This window comes from Paraburkholderia fungorum (assembly GCF_003610895.1).
Classification (GTDB): Bacteria; Pseudomonadota; Gammaproteobacteria; order Burkholderiales; family Burkholderiaceae; genus Paraburkholderia; species Paraburkholderia fungorum_B.
In genome coordinates this window covers 41,864-58,264 of sequence record NZ_MCAS01000002.1, presented here as the reverse complement: position 1 = coordinate 58,264, position 16,401 = coordinate 41,864, and the positions used below count along the sequence as shown (strand labels likewise).

The window sequence follows — 16,401 nt, the reverse complement described above, 5'->3', positions numbered from 1 at the left end:
CGAACCATTCCGGAATTCAAAATATACATATCGAACTATAGATGTGAGACTGGCCTCCTCACAACCACATTGAGACTTGTCATGACGGAGCGCTCGTTACTCGATCGACTCGCGACCCTCGACACCAACACCGTGTCGGACGCGCTGGATTTTCTCGGTCTGGCCGGGGCAACGGTAGGTATCCAGCCGCTGTGGGACTGCCCGAAAATCGTCGGACGCGCCAGCACCATCCAGCTGGGCCCGAGAACCGAAGCGAAAACGGCGGCGCACATCATCACGCCGGTGATTGCTGAGATCGACACCGACGACCGGGTTCTGGTCATTGCCGGCGGTCTGGACGGCATCTCCTGCTGGGGCGACATCATCGCCAACGCCGCGCAGTACAAACGCGTGCGCGGTTCCGTGATCGACGGCGTGAGCCGCGACATCGAAGGCAGCGAATCGATCGGCTACCCCGTCTATGGACGAGGCATCACGATGATCAGCGCGCGCAACCGCGTCGCGCAGCTCTCCGCTGGCGAGGCGGTCCGGTTCGCCGGCGTGACGGTCAGCGAAGACGACTACGTCATCGCCGACCGGTGCGGCACGGTGTTCGTTCCAGCCAGCCGCATCGAAGAAGTCGTTGAACTGGGCGAACGGATTGCACGGCGTCAGGACGCCATGGTGCAGGCAGTGCGCGCCGGCCGCTCGGTCGCTGAGGTCATGCACGACAAGGAATTCGACGCCATCAAGGAGAACAAAGCGCAATGAACCAGGAAGATCAGGAACTGTGTGCCCTGTTTGAGGGCCTTGACACGCCGGGCGTGTCCGACGCGATGGACAAGCTCGGCTTGCCGGGCCAATGCTTCGGCATCATGCCGCTGGCCGATTATCAACGCGTCGTGGTCGGTCCCGCGTTCACCGTCAAGTATGTTCCGGCGAGCACGCCGGCCGGCAGCGTCGGCGATTTTCTCGACGACGTGGCGCCAGGCGACGTGGTCGTCATCGACAACGCCGGCCGCACCGACTGCACTGTCTGGGGCGACATCATGACCCTGTACTCGGGCCTGCGGAAAATCGGCGCCACGGTGATCGATGGTGTGTGCCGCGACGTCGGCAAGGCACTCGGCGACGACTATCCGATGTTCACCAGGGGGCGCTTCATGCGCACCGGCAAGGACCGCGTGCAGGTGGACGGCATCAACGTACCCGTGTCGATCGGTCAGGCCCGTGTGTGTGCCCGTGACATCGTGGTTGCCGACGCCAACGGCGTCGTCGTCGTGCCGCGGGTGCGCGCCCGCGATGTGGCCGCCGCCGCACACCAGATCGAAGTCACCGAGCAACGCATCCGCGATGAACTGTCCCAAGGCAACACGTTGGGCGAGGCGCGCAAAAACCTCGGTTATCACACGCTGCAACGGAAATCGTCATGAGTCAGGAATCGCTCACAAGCCAGTTGCCCGGCGACTTCGCCGCGCGCTGCCGCAAGCTGGGCAGCTCCACGCTGTTCGAAGCGTCCGGGCTGCCGTGCGCGGCCGATCCGCAGATTCGCGGCGTTTGGGACGGCGCCTTCATCGCCGCCCCGGCCTTCCCGCTCGAGTGTTCGCCCGGTGACAACCTGGGCATTCACGTCGCAATGGAACAGGTGCCGCGTGGCGCCGTTCTGGTGGTTAGCACGTCGAACTTCATTGCTGGCTACTGGGGTGAAGTGTTGACGGTAGCCGCCGAGGCAGCCGGTGTGGTCGGGCTGATCATCGACGGCGGCGTGCGGGACGTGGCGGCACTGCGTGCCCGAAACTTCCCCGCATTCTCGCGCGGCATCAGCGTGCGCGGCACGGTGAAGGCCAGTTTGCCGTCGGTCGGCAAGCCGATCAACTTTACCGGCGTCCGGGTTGCCCGCGGCGACCTGGTGGTGGCCGACGACGATGGCGTTATCGTGATTCCGCAGGCGGAAGCTGAGCGTACGATCCTGGCGGGCGAGGAACGCGCGGCGAAGGAAGCGGCTATGATGCAGAAGCTCGCCAACGGCGCGAAGACGCTAGATCTGCTCGGTCTCACACACTGGAGAGCGCTGAAATGAGCGGTGAGCGTCCTTTTCTGAATGTGCACCAGACCAAGGCGCAACCGTCCGCAACGTACCGGATGATGGACCTCGTCGCGGCGCGCCGGGCGTCCGGTGCAACCGTGATCTCGCTGAGCGCCGGTGAGCCCGACTTCGATACGCCGTTGCACGTGCGCGAGGCGGCCATCGCCGCTATTCATGCCGGACATACGCGTTACACGCTCGTCGCGGGCACCCGTGCGCTGCGCGAAGCGGTCGCCAAAAAATTTCGCACCGAGAATGGGCTGGATGTCGACTGGCAGGACACCATCGTTTGCAGCGGCGGCAAACAGGTCATCTATAACGCGCTTGCCGCCACGCTGAACGAAGGCGACGAAGTGATCGTGCCCGCGCCGTATTGGGTTAGCTATCCTGAGATGGTTCAGATGGTGGGCGCGACGCCCGTTATCGTATCGTGCGGCGCCGGGAGCGGCTTCAAGCTGACGCCCGACGCACTGCGCCAGGCGATCACGCCGCACACGCGCTGGCTGATCCTGAACTCGCCGTCGAACCCGACCGGCGCGGTCTACACCCGTGACGAACTGTTTGCGCTCGCCGAAGTGCTGCTGGATCACCCGGATGTACACGTGCTGGCCGACGACATCTACGAGCACCTGATTTTCGACGCAGCGGTATTCCACACGATCGCCGAAGTCGAACCGCGTTTGCAGGCGCGGACGTTGACCATGAACGGCGTGTCGAAGGCCTACGCAATGACGGGCTGGCGCATCGGCTTCGCCACGGGTCCTCGCTGGCTGCTTGAAGCGATGGAGAAACTTCAGGGTCAGCAGACCTCCGCTGCCTGTTCGATCTCGCAGCATGCGGCACTGGCTGCGCTGACCGGACCGAAGGACTTCGTGCGCGAAACGCGTGAGGTGTTCGAACGTCGCCGGGACATGATGGTCGCGTCGTTGAATGCCACCCCCGGTCTCAGTTGCGCTCTACCGGCCGGCGCTTTCTACGCGTTTGCCTCGTGTGCGGGTCTGATCGGGCGTACCAGCGCAGCCGGCGTCAAGCTCGATAGCGATGAAGATGTCGCCGTCGCATTGCTGAACGAGGCCGGTGTCGCTGTCGTCCACGGCAGCGCGTTCGGTCTCGGACCGTTTATTCGCATCGCCTACGCACTCGACGATGCGTCGCTCACCAAGGCTTGCGAGTCGATTCGGACCTTTTGTCTTGCCGTCCGGTAACGGGACGAACCGGCGCAAAGCGGTACATCGGTTCGTACCAGCGTGAGAAAGCGGCTGTCTGCTGCCGCTTAATACGGTTCAGTTCACGTGGCTTGAGCCGCCTGGCCTGTTTGGAACTTGTCTTGCCGACGGTGCGCCCACTGGGCGACACCGCGGCGGATGCGTTCACCTCAGCCAGGGTTCCACGCGGTTGCTGTCCTCTTTGCCGTATTTCCTGCCCGCCTCGACCAGCACGCTTGAATCGATGCTCCGCTCGTCAACCAGCGCTTTCAATGCGGCCAGCGCTATCGACGCGCGGTCGACTTCGAAAAACGCCCGCAGCGCGGCACGCGTGTCACTGCGGCCGAACCCATCGGTGCCCAGTGTGACGTACTTGCGCGGCACATAGGCACGGATCAGTTCCGGCAGCGCGCGCACGTAGTCGGTTGCCGCGATCACTGGACCTCTGGAGTTATCGAGTGCCGAGGTGACATACGCCGTCGCCTGCGGCCCGTCCCGGAACAACCGTTGACCGCGCTCCGCCGCCGCGCCATCCCGATGCAGTTCGGTGAAGCTCGTCACGCTCCACACCGCTGCGTCGATGTGCCAGTCTTCCTTCAACATCTCGGCGGCTGCAAGGACTTCGCCAAGGATGGCGCCGGAGCCCAACAATTGAACTTGAGCCGTATCGCGTTTCGCCGGGTCGAGGAGATACATGCCTTTGAGTACGCCTTCGCGCACCTGTTTTTCGTCGACGAGCGACGGCTGTGCATAGTTCTCGTTCGTGACGGTCAGGTAGTAGAAGACATCCCGCTGTTGCTCGATCATCTGCCGCATGCCTTCGTCGACGATGATCGCGATCTCGTAGGCAAATGCCGGATCGTAGGCGCGACAGTTCGGTACCGTCGACGCCATCAGCAGGCTGCTCCCGTCCTGGTGCTGCAGACCCTCGCCGCCGAGCGTGGTTCTGCCCGACGTCGCCCCCACCAGGAAACCCCGCGCGCGTTGATCCGCGGCCGCCCAGATAAGATCACCGATGCGCTGAAAACCGAACATCGAGTAATAGATGTAAAAAGGTAACATCTGCGTATCGTGCACGCTGTACGACGTCGCCGCCGCGATCCACGACGATACGGCGCCGGCTTCCGAAATACCCTCCTCCAGGATCTGGCCGCCGGTATCTTCGCGGTAGTAGAGCATCGACCCAAGATCCTCCGGCTCATAGAGCTGACCCAACGGCGAGTAGATGCCGACCTGTCGGAACATGTTCGCCATACCGAACGTGCGCGCTTCGTCCGCGACGATCGGCACCACACGAGATCCGAGCGACGAATCCTTCAGCAAGCCTGTCAGCATCCGGACGATCGCCATCGTCGTCGACGTTTCCTTGCCGTTCGAATCTAGCGCGAATTGCCCCCAGGACGACAGCGCCGGCACCGTGAGAGGCCGCGACGCGGCTTTACGACGGCGCGGCAGATAACCGCCGAGCGCGGCGCGCTTTTCATGCAGGTAGCGCATTTCCGGACTTGAATCTGCAGGCTTGTAGAAATGCACCTGGTCGACCTCCTCGTCCGTCAGCGGCAACCGGAAACGGTCACGGAATGCCTTCAGTTGATCGATGTCGAGCTTTTTTTGCTGGTGCGTCGTCATGCGTCCCTGGCCGATCGAACCCATGCCGAAGCCCTTCATCGTCTTCGCGAGAATGACCGTCGGCTGCCCCTTGTGTTTGAGCGCGCGGTCGTACGCAGCGTGAAGCTTGCGCACGTCGTGGCCGCCACGGCGCAGGCTGTTGATGTCGTCCGTGCTCAGGTGCGCGGCCAGCGCCGCCAGCTCCGGGTTCTGGCCGAAGAAACGCTCGCGGTTATAGGCTCCGTCATTCGCGGAGAACGTCTGGAACTGGCCGTCGACCGTGTGATTGAACGCGCGAAGCAGCGCGCCCGTGCGATCGCGCGCGAACAGTTCGTCCCAATCCGAACCCCATACCACCTTGATGACGTTCCAACCCGCGCCGGTGAACTGGGCCTCGAGTTCGTCGATGATCCGGCCGTTACTGCGCACCGGCCCGTCGAGCCGTTGAAGATTGCAGTTGATCACGAACACCAGGTTGTCCAGACTTTCGCGGGACGCGAGCGACAACGCGCCGATGGATTCGGGTTCGTCCATCTCGCCGTCGCCGAAGAAACCCCACACCTTGCGTCCTTCGGTTTTTGCGAGACCGCGATTGTGCAGGTAGCGCATGAAACGCGCCTGGTAGATCGAATTGATCGGACCGATCCCCATCGAGCCGGTCGGGAATTGCCAGAAGTCCGGCATCAGCCATGGATGAGGATAGGAACAGAGCCCCGGACCCGTGATTTCCTGCCGGTAGTGTTCAAGATTCTTCTCGTCGAGAAAACCCTCGAGATAGGCGCGCGCATACACGCCCGGCGACGAGTGCGGCTGGAAATAGACCAGGTCGCCGCCGGTCTCGTGGTTTGCCGCACGGAAGAAATGATTGAAGCCGACCTCGAACAGATCGGCGGCAGACGCGTAGCTGGCAATATGACCGCCCAATTCGCCGTATGCCCGGTTGGCCCGCACGACCATGGCCAGGGCGTTCCAGCGCAGCGCGGCGGCGAGCTTTTCTTCAATGCCGATATCGCCCGGATACGGCGGCTGCTGCTCGACGGGAATGGTGTTGGTATAGGGCGTTACGCTCGCGCGGGCAGTCGCAATTCCGTTGGCGAGCGCGTGCGAAGCCAGTCGGTCGAAGAGATACTGCGCGCGATCGCGGCCGACATGATGGACGACATCGTCCAACGCCGACAGCCACTCCGCCGTCTCCTGCGGATCGTAGTCTTCCTTTGTCGGGACACTGGCGAGGATCGATTGCTCATTCTTCGACATATTCGTCATACGATTACTCCATGCGGGTACAGATCAATGCTCGCGACGACGGCAAGCGACGTTCGGGGCACGACGCTCACATCTTCACCACATCGAGCAACGTCTTTTTCCCAGACTTAAAGACATAGAGAGAGATCACGCCATGCCGAAGATCGCCTTTCGAGTCAAAGGTCGTTTCCCCAACGACGCCGTGGTAGTCCGTATCCGGCATGGCTGCGAGAATTTTTGCCGGACTGATCGATTGCGAGCGCTTCATCGCATCCACGATGATATACACAGCATCATAGGCAAACGGAGCATCGATCTGGATCGGCTGCCCGAAGCGTTTCTTGTACTTCGCTTCAAATACCTTGCCGCCCACCATTTTTTCCAGCGCCATCCCCGCTTCTGAACAGATGACATTGTCGGTAGCGTCGCCGGCCAGATCGGACAGCTTGTCGGTACATAAACCATCTCCCGCCAGAACCTTCGCACGCAAGCCCAGTTGTTTCGCCTGCTTTGCAAATGGCCCTCCTGTGGCATCCGAACCGCCGTACATGATCGCATCGGGATTCTCTCCCTTGATCTTCGTCAGGATCGCGCGGAAGTCGACAGCCTTGTCGTTCGTTGCCTCGTGCGACATCACGTTCAAACCCAGCGACTTCGCGGTCTTTTCGAATTCATTCGCGAGACCCTGGCCGTATTGAGTGGAGTCGTCAACGATTGCAACGCTCTTCACTTTCAGTTCTTTCACTGCGTAATTGGCCAAGGCCGGTCCTTGCTGCGCATCGGTCGCCACGACCCGGTAGGTTGTTTTGAAACCCTGCTGCGTGTACGCCGGATTTGTCGACGATGGTGAAATTTGCACGATACCTGCGTCGCTGTAGATCTTCGAGGCGGGAATCGAAGTGCCCGACGTCAAATGCCCGACTACCGCAACGACGTTGTCGTCCACGAGCCTTTGCGCTACCTGGGTCGCGGTACGCGGATCGGCCGCGTCGTCTTGTGCATCGAGCTCAAGCGTGATTTTCTGACCACCGATCGTCAGGCCCTTTGCGTTGATTTCTTCAACGGCCAGGCGCGCGCCGTTTTCGTTGTCTTTCCCCAGATGCGCAATGCCACCGGTCAATGGCGCAACGTGACCGATCTTGACGACTTCGTCCGCGGACGCCGCAGTTACGATGCCGCCGGATAAAGAAATCGCAAGACCGATCGACAACATTTCCTGAATCCTGGTGTTCATACCATTCCTCTGTTCCGTCTCGAGTCTTCGCATATGACGTGCAGCACCTTGACTCGTATAAGGTGTCGGCATGAAGCGAACGGTGCGAACAGCGTGCGTCTGCAAAGCCGCTCGTGTCGTGGTGGTTGAATCGTCGGCTACCCTTACGAATACCTGAAAAAACTGGAAATCATGCTCCACATCTCGACGGGATTTGAGTACATCGGAAAATGACCACAAGAACGAATTCTCGCAACCGACACGCCGTTTTCCCTAAGCTTGGGCAGGTATGAAAGACTGTCGTTTTGCTCCCCGTGCATGAACATTCTTGGGCAGGGAAGCGACAGGAAACGTCTCATGAGATGTCCATGATCCGACAGCTCGACCATCGAAGCAAAGATGGCCTTCACCGCTCCAGCTCTCATTCTGTGCCGAAGGTCCGCCGCGTAAAGAGCAGACGCGTAGTGATTTGAGTGCCACGTTCTCTCGATAAATTTTTCGAAAAAAACGTCGTCGCTATCGTTCGGAAAATCTACGACCTGGCGGCTCAGGAAACAGTCCTCGGGAGTGACATTGCCTTCGATATCGACAAACCCAAGTACGCGATCCGGCTCCGAGTCCGCCAGCATCAGTGCCGTTAGGCCACCCATCGAGTGTCCGACCACGTGGAAGACGGATACGGAGAAATGCGCGAGCAGACGGCGTGCCGTTTCTACAAGAAACGGAATCGAAATCATCTTGAGGTCTGCACATTCCGTCGCGCCGCAGCCGGGGGCGTCGTATGCAATGACGGCGTGCCCGTCAAACTCGTGATGCAAGGCAATGTCGGCATAGTCCTCTTTTGTCGATCCGAAGCCGTGCAGGAATAAAATCGGCGGCTTATGCCCGGGCCGGAACATGGTGGACAGCCTTAAACTAACGCCCTGCACTTCCAGATCAACGGTTGTTAGCGTGAGTGCCGCGCCTTTTTCTGAGCTTATCGCTGAGCTGGTGGAGTCAGGCACGGCATTGGGTTTTAAGCTTGGCATGAAGTGTCCAGATCGAAATCGATAACAATGGCGCCGCGAGGATCGCGAATGGGTCTTGAGGTCTTGCTGGCTCTCAACTTCAACTGCGCATATCGAGCATGGGAAAACGTGTCAGGAGACCGTTGGGCGGCTCCGACGACGTCGTGTGGATGCGTGACGGTACTTTCGATCTGCCAATAAGATCTGTAAATTCCGAATAGCGGATGCGTTCGATACGCCAAACCTATCGAACGAGTGCGTCGAGTTCCGGCTCGATCTATGCCCTTACTCCAAAAGGCTAAAGAAATCGCGCCGTAAGCCGATAGAATGGTTACGGCTACTCTCTTCCGCTAGTCAGCGGCTCATCGCCATGCAAATTCAGCAGACTGCATCCAGCCTTACCGTTCAGACCACTTCGCCCACCGCGCGCGCCACAACCGCGGATGACCCGACTGGCGGAACAACGTCGAGGAGTGCCTCGGCATCAGTCGCCCCGCTGAATGCAGGCGGCCCTGCGCCGGTTGCAGCGAACTCGGCTGGGAGTAATGACACATCAGGAATTAGCGGTCCCAAGGCTGCCGCTATCAAGCAGCTGAAGCAATTGATCGAGGAACTGCAGAGGCAGTTAAGCGAACTGCACGCGCAAATCGCGCGCGAATCGCATTTGTCGGCCAACGATACAGGCGGCGCATCGGGTGAAGCGCTAATGACCTTGGCCGGTCAAGCGACAGGCATAGAATCCGCGCTGCAGATCGCCATGGGGGAGCTTGTACAGATGATGACTGGGGCTGGCACGACAACCGGTTTAATCAACGATACTGCCTGACCCCTCGCCACGAGTGACAGGAGAACGAAATTGAAGTGAGGCGTTTCTCGACCGGCGTTTTCCTTGTTGCGCGGCAGAGACGCCCTTTCCGAATGTTCGGATTCCTTTATTGACTGCCGCTCCGGGCGGGTTCGACCGCCACCGTCGATTTAAAGGGGACATCAAAAGAAAATTCGTAGCCCGTGGCCGCCTTCAACGACGCAGTGATACCCTTTCCAGGCGCCCCCTTCCGAAACATTGCGACGCGCCATATAGATCCCGTGGATCGGCAACGGACCTCATGAATGTCCTGTTCAACCGTGGCGTTGTCGTGCATTACACCAGGCAGAATATGGCGTGTGTACGATGCGCAACCAGTGAGCTCGACATCCATGCGTTTCCCATTGGAATAGTCGTACACAAGTGAGCCGGTTGTTCCGTCAGTGCTGAACGAGGTGGTCAGGCGAGAAAATCCCGCTCTGCTATCGCTCATTTCCACCACATTGAACGCACCGGTCATCTCGGGTGCAAAGTTCTGGCCCGATAGCGTCGGAGAGGAAGGGTCGATCGCGCAGCTCGCCACGAGCGTAGAGAGGGCAAGCATCGCCCCTACCCGGAGAAAACCCTTTTTTGCCTTTTGCATGTCCTGACTTCTCTTTACTGTGTGGTCGAGTAATTCAATCAACTTGATACAGCGAACTCGGTTCAATGCTGTCCCGCGATAGTCTATTTGGCTGACTACGCGAATTGCATGAACCTGCTTTGAACGTGGAGCCCGCATCCAACGATAGTTAACGGCATCCACGCATCAATCTTTATCAAAGATCTGGCATCGGTTATGCACGTACTTTTACGGCATTTACCGCACCACGCAATCCACGTTAGCACCCGTCGAATTGGTAGCCGTCGTCGGCGCATTTTTGCTGATCGACAACGGCATCTTTACCGGCACACCCTGCGTCGGCGGAATCACTACCGGCGGGGTGTTCAGGTTGGCGACATAGCCGAACTGGCCGGTCTGATAGACCTGTTGGCCGGCCGGATTGGAGAGCACGATGGCGCCCTGCGATACGTCGACATACAGACCGTTCTGCGGCATGTTTCCGTTCGGCGTTGGTACGCTGCCGCAATCGCTCTGGCAGAACACCGCACCGAAGTTGGTGCCACGTACACCGATGGTGCCCCTCGGCGTCTCGAAGCTCACGGCATCATGGTTGCGCTTGCCGATCAGCCCGGTTACGGAGCGCAGGCCACCGTTGACCAGCTGGATGGCGACACTGTCTTTCTCCGGGTGATCCACGTCGTACACGTAGCTTTTGACGATCACCTGCGATGACGGGCGCAAGACCATTTCGCCGTCGTCGACAAATTTCACCCGCGTATACGTGTTTGTTTCGGTGACCAACGTGTCGCCCTGCAGTATCGACGACTTGACCGCCAGCACCGCAGCGCTGCCGTCGGCGTGTTTCACCGTCAGCACACCGGACAGATGCGTCACCGTGCCGACAGCCTGCGCGCAGGCGACGCTGCCGCAGCCAAGCGTAGCCAGCAGGAACAGGATTTGCCGCGTGAGCCGGAGCATCGTGCGGGTATGCCACCGGGTTGTGTTGATGACTCGTTTCATGGTCGGGATATCAGCTGCAATACAGTTTGGTCGTGGTGGATTTGCTGCTGCTTGTCTGGGTGCTCTGGCTCGAGTTTGCCGACGTGTCGCTGCCGCCGAACGTGTCAGGCTCACCGCCCACCGTCATGGTTTCCGTGGACGATGAAGTGCTGGTAGTGGTTGATGTGGTAGAAGAAGTGGCAGTCGTGGTGGTCGCCGGTGTCGACGTCACAGTCTGAACGACGGCATTCGATACCGGCGTCACCGCTTGCGTCACAGCGGACGCCACCGCCTGCGAAGAATCAGGCGTCGCAGGCGGCGTAGGTGTCGTAGGCGTCGTGGGAATGGCAGGCGTGACAGGCGTTACAACCGGTGGAGTTACAACCGGCGGCGCCACAGTCGCCACGGGCACGACCGTGCCGTGGGCGTCGGTAATGCTGACACCAGCCGCATAAGTCACGGCACCGTTGACGGCCGTGAACGTGACCAACCCCGGCGCCGATGTCGCCACATTCGCATTGACCGAAATGTTGTTGCCAGCGGACGAGTTGATGTTCCCCGCAGCGGAGGTCAGCACGCCGTTAAGGGTGAGATTGTCGGTCGAAGCACTCGTATTGGCGACCGACAACGCGATGCCACCTGACGCATTGACACCGGCCGCGCCGACGATCATCGCACCAGTGTTGCTCAAGCTGACGTTGCCTCCAGCGTTGCTGATGTGGTTGACGCTCACCGCGTTGGCGTCGGTAGTATTGAGTTGATTGACGATAGCGATGTCGCCGGTCGTGGCATTACTGGCGGAAATTCCAGCGATCTTGTTGCCGGCAAGGGTCAGCGTCGTGCCATTGGCCGACGAGGTGCTCAACTGTTGCGTGACATGCAGTGGCGAAAACTGCTGGGATATCGCTCCGCTTGCCGCGTTCAGCGTGAGGTTGCGCGCGGTGATATCGCCTACCACCAGGTCGCCGGAGCTTTGCGTCGCGGACATATCGCCGTTGGTCGAGATCGTGCCGCCGTTTTGCGCAAAGCTGTTGGCGACATTGAGCTGGGAACCGCTGCCGGTGCCGACGATGCTTCCCCCGTCGGTCAGCGACAGCGCAGCCAGGTTGACGACGCCCGTATAACCCAGAACGCCACCGCCGGCAGCGACGCTGCCACTACCGTTGATATTGGTCACATTGAGCGTGCCACCCGACAGGTACAGACTGGAACCCGTGTTGAACGTGATGCTGTTGACCGTATCGACACCGTCGTAGTAACCATGCGACAAACGCCCGCCTGCTGCCACGATGACGTTGTCGATAGCTGTCGGGAAGTAACCGGTCGACCAGAAATAGGTATTGCCCCACAGACTCTCGCTGCTGCCCGAATAAGTGAGCGTCTCCGATCCCGCCATGGCAAGCGACAAGCCCGGCCCCGATGCGTTGTAAACCGGCTTGATCATCTGCAGGCCACCGCTGCCGTCGATCACGTTACCGAGAACATGACGGAATACACCAGGCGCGGTGCCACTGACGGGACCTGAAATTGCAGCAAAGCTTGTCCCCAACGTCGGGACATAACCGCCCAGCAAATTCGTTTGCAGCGTTCCACCCAGCGTGAGAGACGGTGCGGAATAGATCAGCGTGTCGTAGCTGCTGGCGCTGGCGACGTCGATCAGCAGCGTGCCGGTGGAGCTTTGGCTATAGCCGCCATTGATCGATAACGAACCGATCGCGCCGTCGCCGCCAGGCGCGATCGTGCCGTTGTTGAGCAGGACGCCCGTGCCCGACGCGACCGAGATCGTGCCGTTACCGGACAGGTTTCCCCCGGTATCGTTGGTGAACGTGCCGAAACTCAGCGTGGCGTTGGCCAACGCGAGTTGGCCGGTGTTGGTGAGTGTTTCGCCGCTGAGGGCACTCCCCGATGTCATCGACAGGGTGCCCTGGTTGCTGACATTGCTGACCGATCCCGTCACGTTGGCAAACGTGGCCGTTCCGGTATTGAGGAACGAACCGGCGGTCATACCGGAGTTGCTTAGCGACAACGTGCCGCCGTTGGTCAATGTGCCGCCAACGTTAAGGTTGGCCGAAGCATTGGCGTTCAGCGTCCCGCCACTCTGGAGCGTCAGGTTGCCGGCGGACAGGCTGCCGCCGTGACTGAGGTCAAGCAAGCCGCCGCTCGCCAGCACCATAGTGCCGTTGCCGGACGCGTCGCCGTCGCTGACAGTCAGCGCCCCGCCATTGAGGCCGACAGTGGCGTTGCTGACGGTCGCCGCGTGGGTGCCGCTCTCGATCCCGTTGGCATTGGTGTTGAGGTTCAGCGCGAGCGCGCCCGAAGTGCTGGTGATGTCGGCGTTGATGTTGATGTTGCCGTCGGCCTTCAGGGTCAGGGATGCCGCTGAGCCGCCGGTCTTGTTGATGGCGGCGCTGACGGTGATGTCGCCGCCGGTGCTCCCGCCATCGGCGCCGGTGGCAAGGACGACATTGGTGCCGCTGTTGAGCACGTTCGACACCGTGCTGGCACTGATGGTGGAGCCCGAACCTGTCGAGGTGATCACGTTCTCCGAGGTGGACGCATTGCTGGTGCTTCCCGCCACCACGTCAAGGGAATACGGATCGATGTACCACTCGCCGCCCGTGCCGACCGTCGGCAGCTTCACCACATCGAGCGACTGCTTGCCCGATGTCTCGACATAGCCGCCCTGTCCCGCATGGCCGGTCGCCGAGATATCGCCATCCAGATACGCAACCTTGTCCGAATACAACGCGACATTGCCGCCCTGAGTTACTCCGTCGGCCGTAATGCTTGAGCTTGACGTCGTGGTCAGGTTTTGCGAGGCACGCAGGAAGATCCGGCCGCCTTGATTCACCACGCTGCTGGCGTTGATGGTGCCGCTGTTGTTGATCAGGCCGGCAGCAACGCCGATGCTGCCGGCTGCCGCTGCGATATTGCCGAGGTTGGTCACGTTGCCATTGGCGCCGGTCACGTTGACCGTCACACCTGGCGTGCCGGTGTCGACGAGCTGCACGGTCTGTCCGGCTGCCAGCAGAACCTCGCCGTTCGGACTGCTGATGACGCCGCTGTTCTTCACGTCGGCACCGACCAGGTAGACGCTGCCGCCGCTGGCCGTCTTGATGACGCCCTGATTCTCGACACGGCCTGCCACGTCACCGGTATTGAATGTCAGCCGCCCCGCCAGAAAATTGCTGTCGCTGATGTTGAGCGTGCTGGCGATGAACCGCGACACGTCGACCACGCCGGACGGCCCGACCAGGATGCCGTTCTGATTGATCAGCGCGACCGCGCCATTGGACTTGAGCAACCCGTAGATCTGCGAAGGATCCGAACCGGTTACTCGCACGAGGAAAGACGATGCTGCCCCCGGCTGGTTGATGTTGACTACTGCGTTGGCGCCGATGCTGAAGGTACCGAAGCTTGCAATCGCTGAACCGCTGCTCTGGTTGATGTTGAGCGCATTGCCATTTTGCGTGATCGTGGCAGCACCGTACGTCACCTTACCGCCAGTCGGCAGAGCGTTTGCCGCAGGCGCTGCCGCCATGGACGGAATATTCCACGTCATGAGAATGGCCGCGACAGCCATCGCCGACATGCGCAACGGCGAGAAGGTCGTTCGCATATTCGCTTGATTTCGATTTGTCATATCAAAAGCCCAGGCTTGCGCTGACGTCGGCGTGGAAGTCTCCGCGCTTCTCGGTGAGTGAATTGCCGGCCGCGTCGACTCGTGCGACGTCGAACCTGATGTTGACGTTGCGACCCAGGACATAACGTGCGCCGACTCCCACGCTCGATACGTTCAGGTTGGCCGGAATGCCGCTGCTGCCGACATTACTGTTGTGGCCATACCCGAAGTCGAGGAAGGCCAGCAGGCGCAGGTTGCCCTTGCTGACGAGTGGAGGCGTATAGATCTCGGCGTTGACGAACACGCCGCTGTCTGCAGTCACCGCGCGCTCGGTAAAACCGCGCACAGCGTATATGCCAACCAGACTGAACTGTTCCGACGACACCAATGGGTTCCTGGTGGCTTGCATGGAGCTTGCGACACGCCACTGCCAGTCATTGGCAAAGCTCCTGATGATCGAAGCGTCGCCGCGCAGAATCATGAAGCCGTCGACGGTATCGCGGCTGCCGGGCGTCAGGTACGAATACCGATCGGTGCGGCCGTCGATGTTGGTGTATTGCGAGCCGGTCGCCACGTTGCGCGAGAGACCGATGTCGTAATCGATGCTTTGTCCGACGCCCAGCGTCTGGCTGCTGTATGTCAGGCTGAACGGCATCGTGGTGTACGGCACGCAGGACGCTACGGGCGGAGTCGGTCCCGCGGTGCTCAACTGAACGCCGTTGACGTTACAGGTCGAATCGATTTTCTTGTAGTCGAAGCCGAATATCAGCTTGCTGGTGGTCTCGCCGCGGCGGGCGAAGAAGTGGTTCCAGCGGAAACCGTAGATGTCGCCCTTGCCGGTCAGGCCGAGCAGACCGCCAAGCGTCGGCGAAGAGCTTGGTGTGTTGATGCTGGACTTGCCGTAGATGAAATCGAGGCTGTCGCCGAGGCGGTACAGCGGAATCCGATAACCGAGCGAGTAGACGTTGACCCTCACGCCGCTCGGGCTATCGGGGGATGTCGTGTACGCCAGCGTGCCGACCTGATCGAGGCCGAACAGATTGGCGTCCTGAATGGCGACGCCGGTGCGCCAGCGGCCGGTGGAGGCTGCGCCGGTGTTGTCGATCGTCGCGAAGACGTGCAGCGGATTTTCGTCCACCACTTTGACTTCGGCGTCGACCGTGCCGGGATCGCTGCCGCTCGCCAGCGTTACGGCAACCTGCTTGGCCGGGTTGTCGTTGCTCAGTTGCACCGACTCGGAGATTGCGCGCAGGTTCGGCGACTGGCCGCTCTGCAGTTGCGGCAGCGCGGCGAGGACATTCTTTTCACTGTAATGCTGGTTGCCGGTGACGGTAATCTTGCCAATGCGGTTTTCGCTCACCTGGAGCCTGACGACGCCGCTGGTCAATTCCTGCTCGGGCACATAGACCTGCACCGCGGTGTAGCCCGCTTTGCGGTAGGCATTTTCGAGCGCTTCGAGCGCGTGCTGGATGTCGCCGTAGACGCGGTGTGGTCCGCTCATCGGTTGCAGCAGCCGTTGCACCTCGTCGGCCGGCAGCAGGCTGTTCCCCTCCACCTCGAAACGCGTGATGGTGAAACCGTCATCGGCAAACGCACTTGCGGCTGCAGCGATTAATGCCATCCCCGAGAGGCATTGCATCAGACGTCGCTTCATTAATTTTTATGTCCGTCTTTTTTCCGGGACGATAACCGGATGCCAGGCGTTGCATGGCATCCGTCGTCTCGAGTTGTTATAGGGGTCTCCCTTTGCCGGTGCGTACGTGCGTACGCTGCGTACCGGCCTTGCTGCGCGCTGCAACTGCATTTTCGTAACGCCCATTCAACCTTGTTATCGGCAATGTGAAGCGCTACTTGAGAGAGACCGGTCTAAAAAACTGCATGTGAGCCAGAGCATGGCGCCACCCACGATTCCGAATGCACCTGCCTTTTGTCCGATATTCATCTGGCAGCCGGGAATATCGTGGATTACGCTGATTTTTACCACGCGACCTTAGAGCGTGGCTGACCCACGAAGTCACCTTTGCGCGG

12 protein-coding genes are annotated in these 16,401 nt (G+C 60.3%); 5 read left to right on the top strand and 7 right to left on the bottom strand.

The features are described 5' to 3' along the window. Positions 1-81 precede the first annotated feature (81 nt). From BCY88_RS03145 to BCY88_RS03130, 4 genes are read left to right on the top strand one after another with little or no spacing between them, the layout of a single operon-like run. Positions 82-750 (top strand): RraA family protein, encoded by a 669-nt coding sequence (locus BCY88_RS03145; protein ID WP_120342838.1) that lies wholly within the window; start codon positions 82-84, stop codon positions 748-750. Continuing rightward, entirely contained in the window at positions 747-1,412 is a 666-nt protein-coding gene (locus tag BCY88_RS03140) for an RraA family protein (RefSeq protein ID WP_120342837.1), read from the top strand. The genes BCY88_RS03145 and BCY88_RS03140 overlap by 4 nt, the downstream gene beginning before the upstream one ends. Further along, positions 1,409-2,059, top strand: a complete 651-nt coding sequence (locus BCY88_RS03135) for a 4-carboxy-4-hydroxy-2-oxoadipate aldolase/oxaloacetate decarboxylase (protein WP_120342836.1) — start codon at positions 1,409-1,411, stop codon at positions 2,057-2,059. Before BCY88_RS03140 ends, BCY88_RS03135 begins: the two co-directional genes overlap by 4 nt. Further along, positions 2,056-3,270, top strand: coding sequence for a pyridoxal phosphate-dependent aminotransferase (locus BCY88_RS03130; RefSeq protein WP_120342835.1), 1,215 nt, complete (start codon positions 2,056-2,058; stop codon positions 3,268-3,270). The genes BCY88_RS03135 and BCY88_RS03130 overlap by 4 nt, the downstream gene beginning before the upstream one ends. Positions 3,271-3,435: 165 nt before the next feature. Here the strand turns inward: BCY88_RS03130 and mdeB are convergent, their stop codons facing one another. The 3 genes from mdeB to BCY88_RS03115 all read right to left on the bottom strand — a co-directional run bounded on the left by mdeB (position 3,436) and on the right by BCY88_RS03115 (position 8,364). Then, positions 3,436-6,144, bottom strand: coding sequence for an alpha-ketoglutarate dehydrogenase (gene mdeB / locus BCY88_RS03125; RefSeq protein WP_120342834.1), 2,709 nt, complete (start codon positions 6,142-6,144; stop codon positions 3,436-3,438). 67 nt (positions 6,145-6,211) lie between these two features. Next, positions 6,212-7,357 (bottom strand): branched-chain amino acid ABC transporter substrate-binding protein, encoded by a 1,146-nt coding sequence (locus tag BCY88_RS03120; protein ID WP_120342833.1) that lies wholly within the window; start codon positions 7,355-7,357, stop codon positions 6,212-6,214. 143 nt (positions 7,358-7,500) lie between these two features. Next, a complete protein-coding gene (locus BCY88_RS03115) occupies positions 7,501-8,364 on the bottom strand; it encodes an alpha/beta fold hydrolase (RefSeq protein ID WP_120342832.1) in 864 nt (287 codons plus the stop codon). Between the two features lie 349 nt (positions 8,365-8,713). On the opposite strand from BCY88_RS03115, the gene BCY88_RS03110 reads away from it, so the two are divergent. Then, positions 8,714-9,169: a hypothetical protein gene (locus BCY88_RS03110; protein WP_120342831.1), complete on the top strand. Its 456-nt coding sequence runs from the start codon at positions 8,714-8,716 to the stop codon at positions 9,167-9,169. Positions 9,170-9,275: 106 nt separating this feature from the next. Here the strand turns inward: BCY88_RS03110 and BCY88_RS03105 are convergent, their stop codons facing one another. The 4 genes from BCY88_RS03105 to BCY88_RS03090 are packed head-to-tail and all read right to left on the bottom strand — an operon-like array spanning position 9,276 to position 16,027. After that, positions 9,276-9,953: a hypothetical protein gene (locus BCY88_RS03105; RefSeq protein ID WP_220669648.1), complete on the bottom strand. Its 678-nt coding sequence runs from the start codon at positions 9,951-9,953 to the stop codon at positions 9,276-9,278. 54 nt (positions 9,954-10,007) lie between these two features. Beyond that, on the bottom strand, positions 10,008-10,772 hold the full coding sequence (locus BCY88_RS03100) for a FecR family protein (RefSeq protein WP_120342829.1): 765 nt from the start codon (positions 10,770-10,772) through the stop codon (positions 10,008-10,010). Positions 10,773-10,782: 10 nt separating this feature from the next. Continuing rightward, positions 10,783-14,370 carry a beta strand repeat-containing protein gene (locus BCY88_RS03095; RefSeq protein ID WP_183081260.1) on the bottom strand — a complete coding sequence of 1,196 codons (3,588 nt, stop codon included), beginning with the start codon at positions 14,368-14,370 and terminating at the stop codon, positions 10,783-10,785. Positions 14,371-14,395: 25 nt separating this feature from the next. Then, the gene (locus BCY88_RS03090) at positions 14,396-16,027 is read right to left on the bottom strand and encodes a ShlB/FhaC/HecB family hemolysin secretion/activation protein (RefSeq protein ID WP_259461220.1); all 1,632 of its coding nucleotides are present in this window, start codon (positions 16,025-16,027) and stop codon (positions 14,396-14,398) included. Between the last annotated feature and the right edge of the window lie 374 nt (positions 16,028-16,401).

Bases quoted from the DNA above. Each gene is read 5' to 3' on its own strand.
- BCY88_RS03145 (WP_120342838.1), top strand. From the start codon at position 82: ATGACGGAGCGCTCGTTACTCGATCGACTCGCGACCCTCGACACCAAC.
- BCY88_RS03140 (WP_120342837.1), top strand. From the start codon at position 747: ATGAACCAGGAAGATCAGGAACTGTGTGCCCTGTTTGAGGGCCTTGAC.
- BCY88_RS03135 (WP_120342836.1), top strand. From the start codon at position 1,409: ATGAGTCAGGAATCGCTCACAAGCCAGTTGCCCGGCGACTTCGCCGCG.
- BCY88_RS03130 (WP_120342835.1), top strand. From the start codon at position 2,056: ATGAGCGGTGAGCGTCCTTTTCTGAATGTGCACCAGACCAAGGCGCAA.
- mdeB (WP_120342834.1), bottom strand. From the start codon at position 6,144: ATGACGAATATGTCGAAGAATGAGCAATCGATCCTCGCCAGTGTCCCG.
- BCY88_RS03120 (WP_120342833.1), bottom strand. From the start codon at position 7,357: ATGAACACCAGGATTCAGGAAATGTTGTCGATCGGTCTTGCGATTTCT.
- BCY88_RS03115 (WP_120342832.1), bottom strand. From the start codon at position 8,364: ATGCCAAGCTTAAAACCCAATGCCGTGCCTGACTCCACCAGCTCAGCG.
- BCY88_RS03110 (WP_120342831.1), top strand. From the start codon at position 8,714: ATGCAAATTCAGCAGACTGCATCCAGCCTTACCGTTCAGACCACTTCG.
- BCY88_RS03100 (WP_120342829.1), bottom strand. From the start codon at position 10,772: ATGAAACGAGTCATCAACACAACCCGGTGGCATACCCGCACGATGCTC.
- BCY88_RS03095 (WP_183081260.1), bottom strand. From the start codon at position 14,370: ATGCGAACGACCTTCTCGCCGTTGCGCATGTCGGCGATGGCTGTCGCG.
- BCY88_RS03090 (WP_259461220.1), bottom strand. From the start codon at position 16,027: ATGAAGCGACGTCTGATGCAATGCCTCTCGGGGATGGCATTAATCGCT.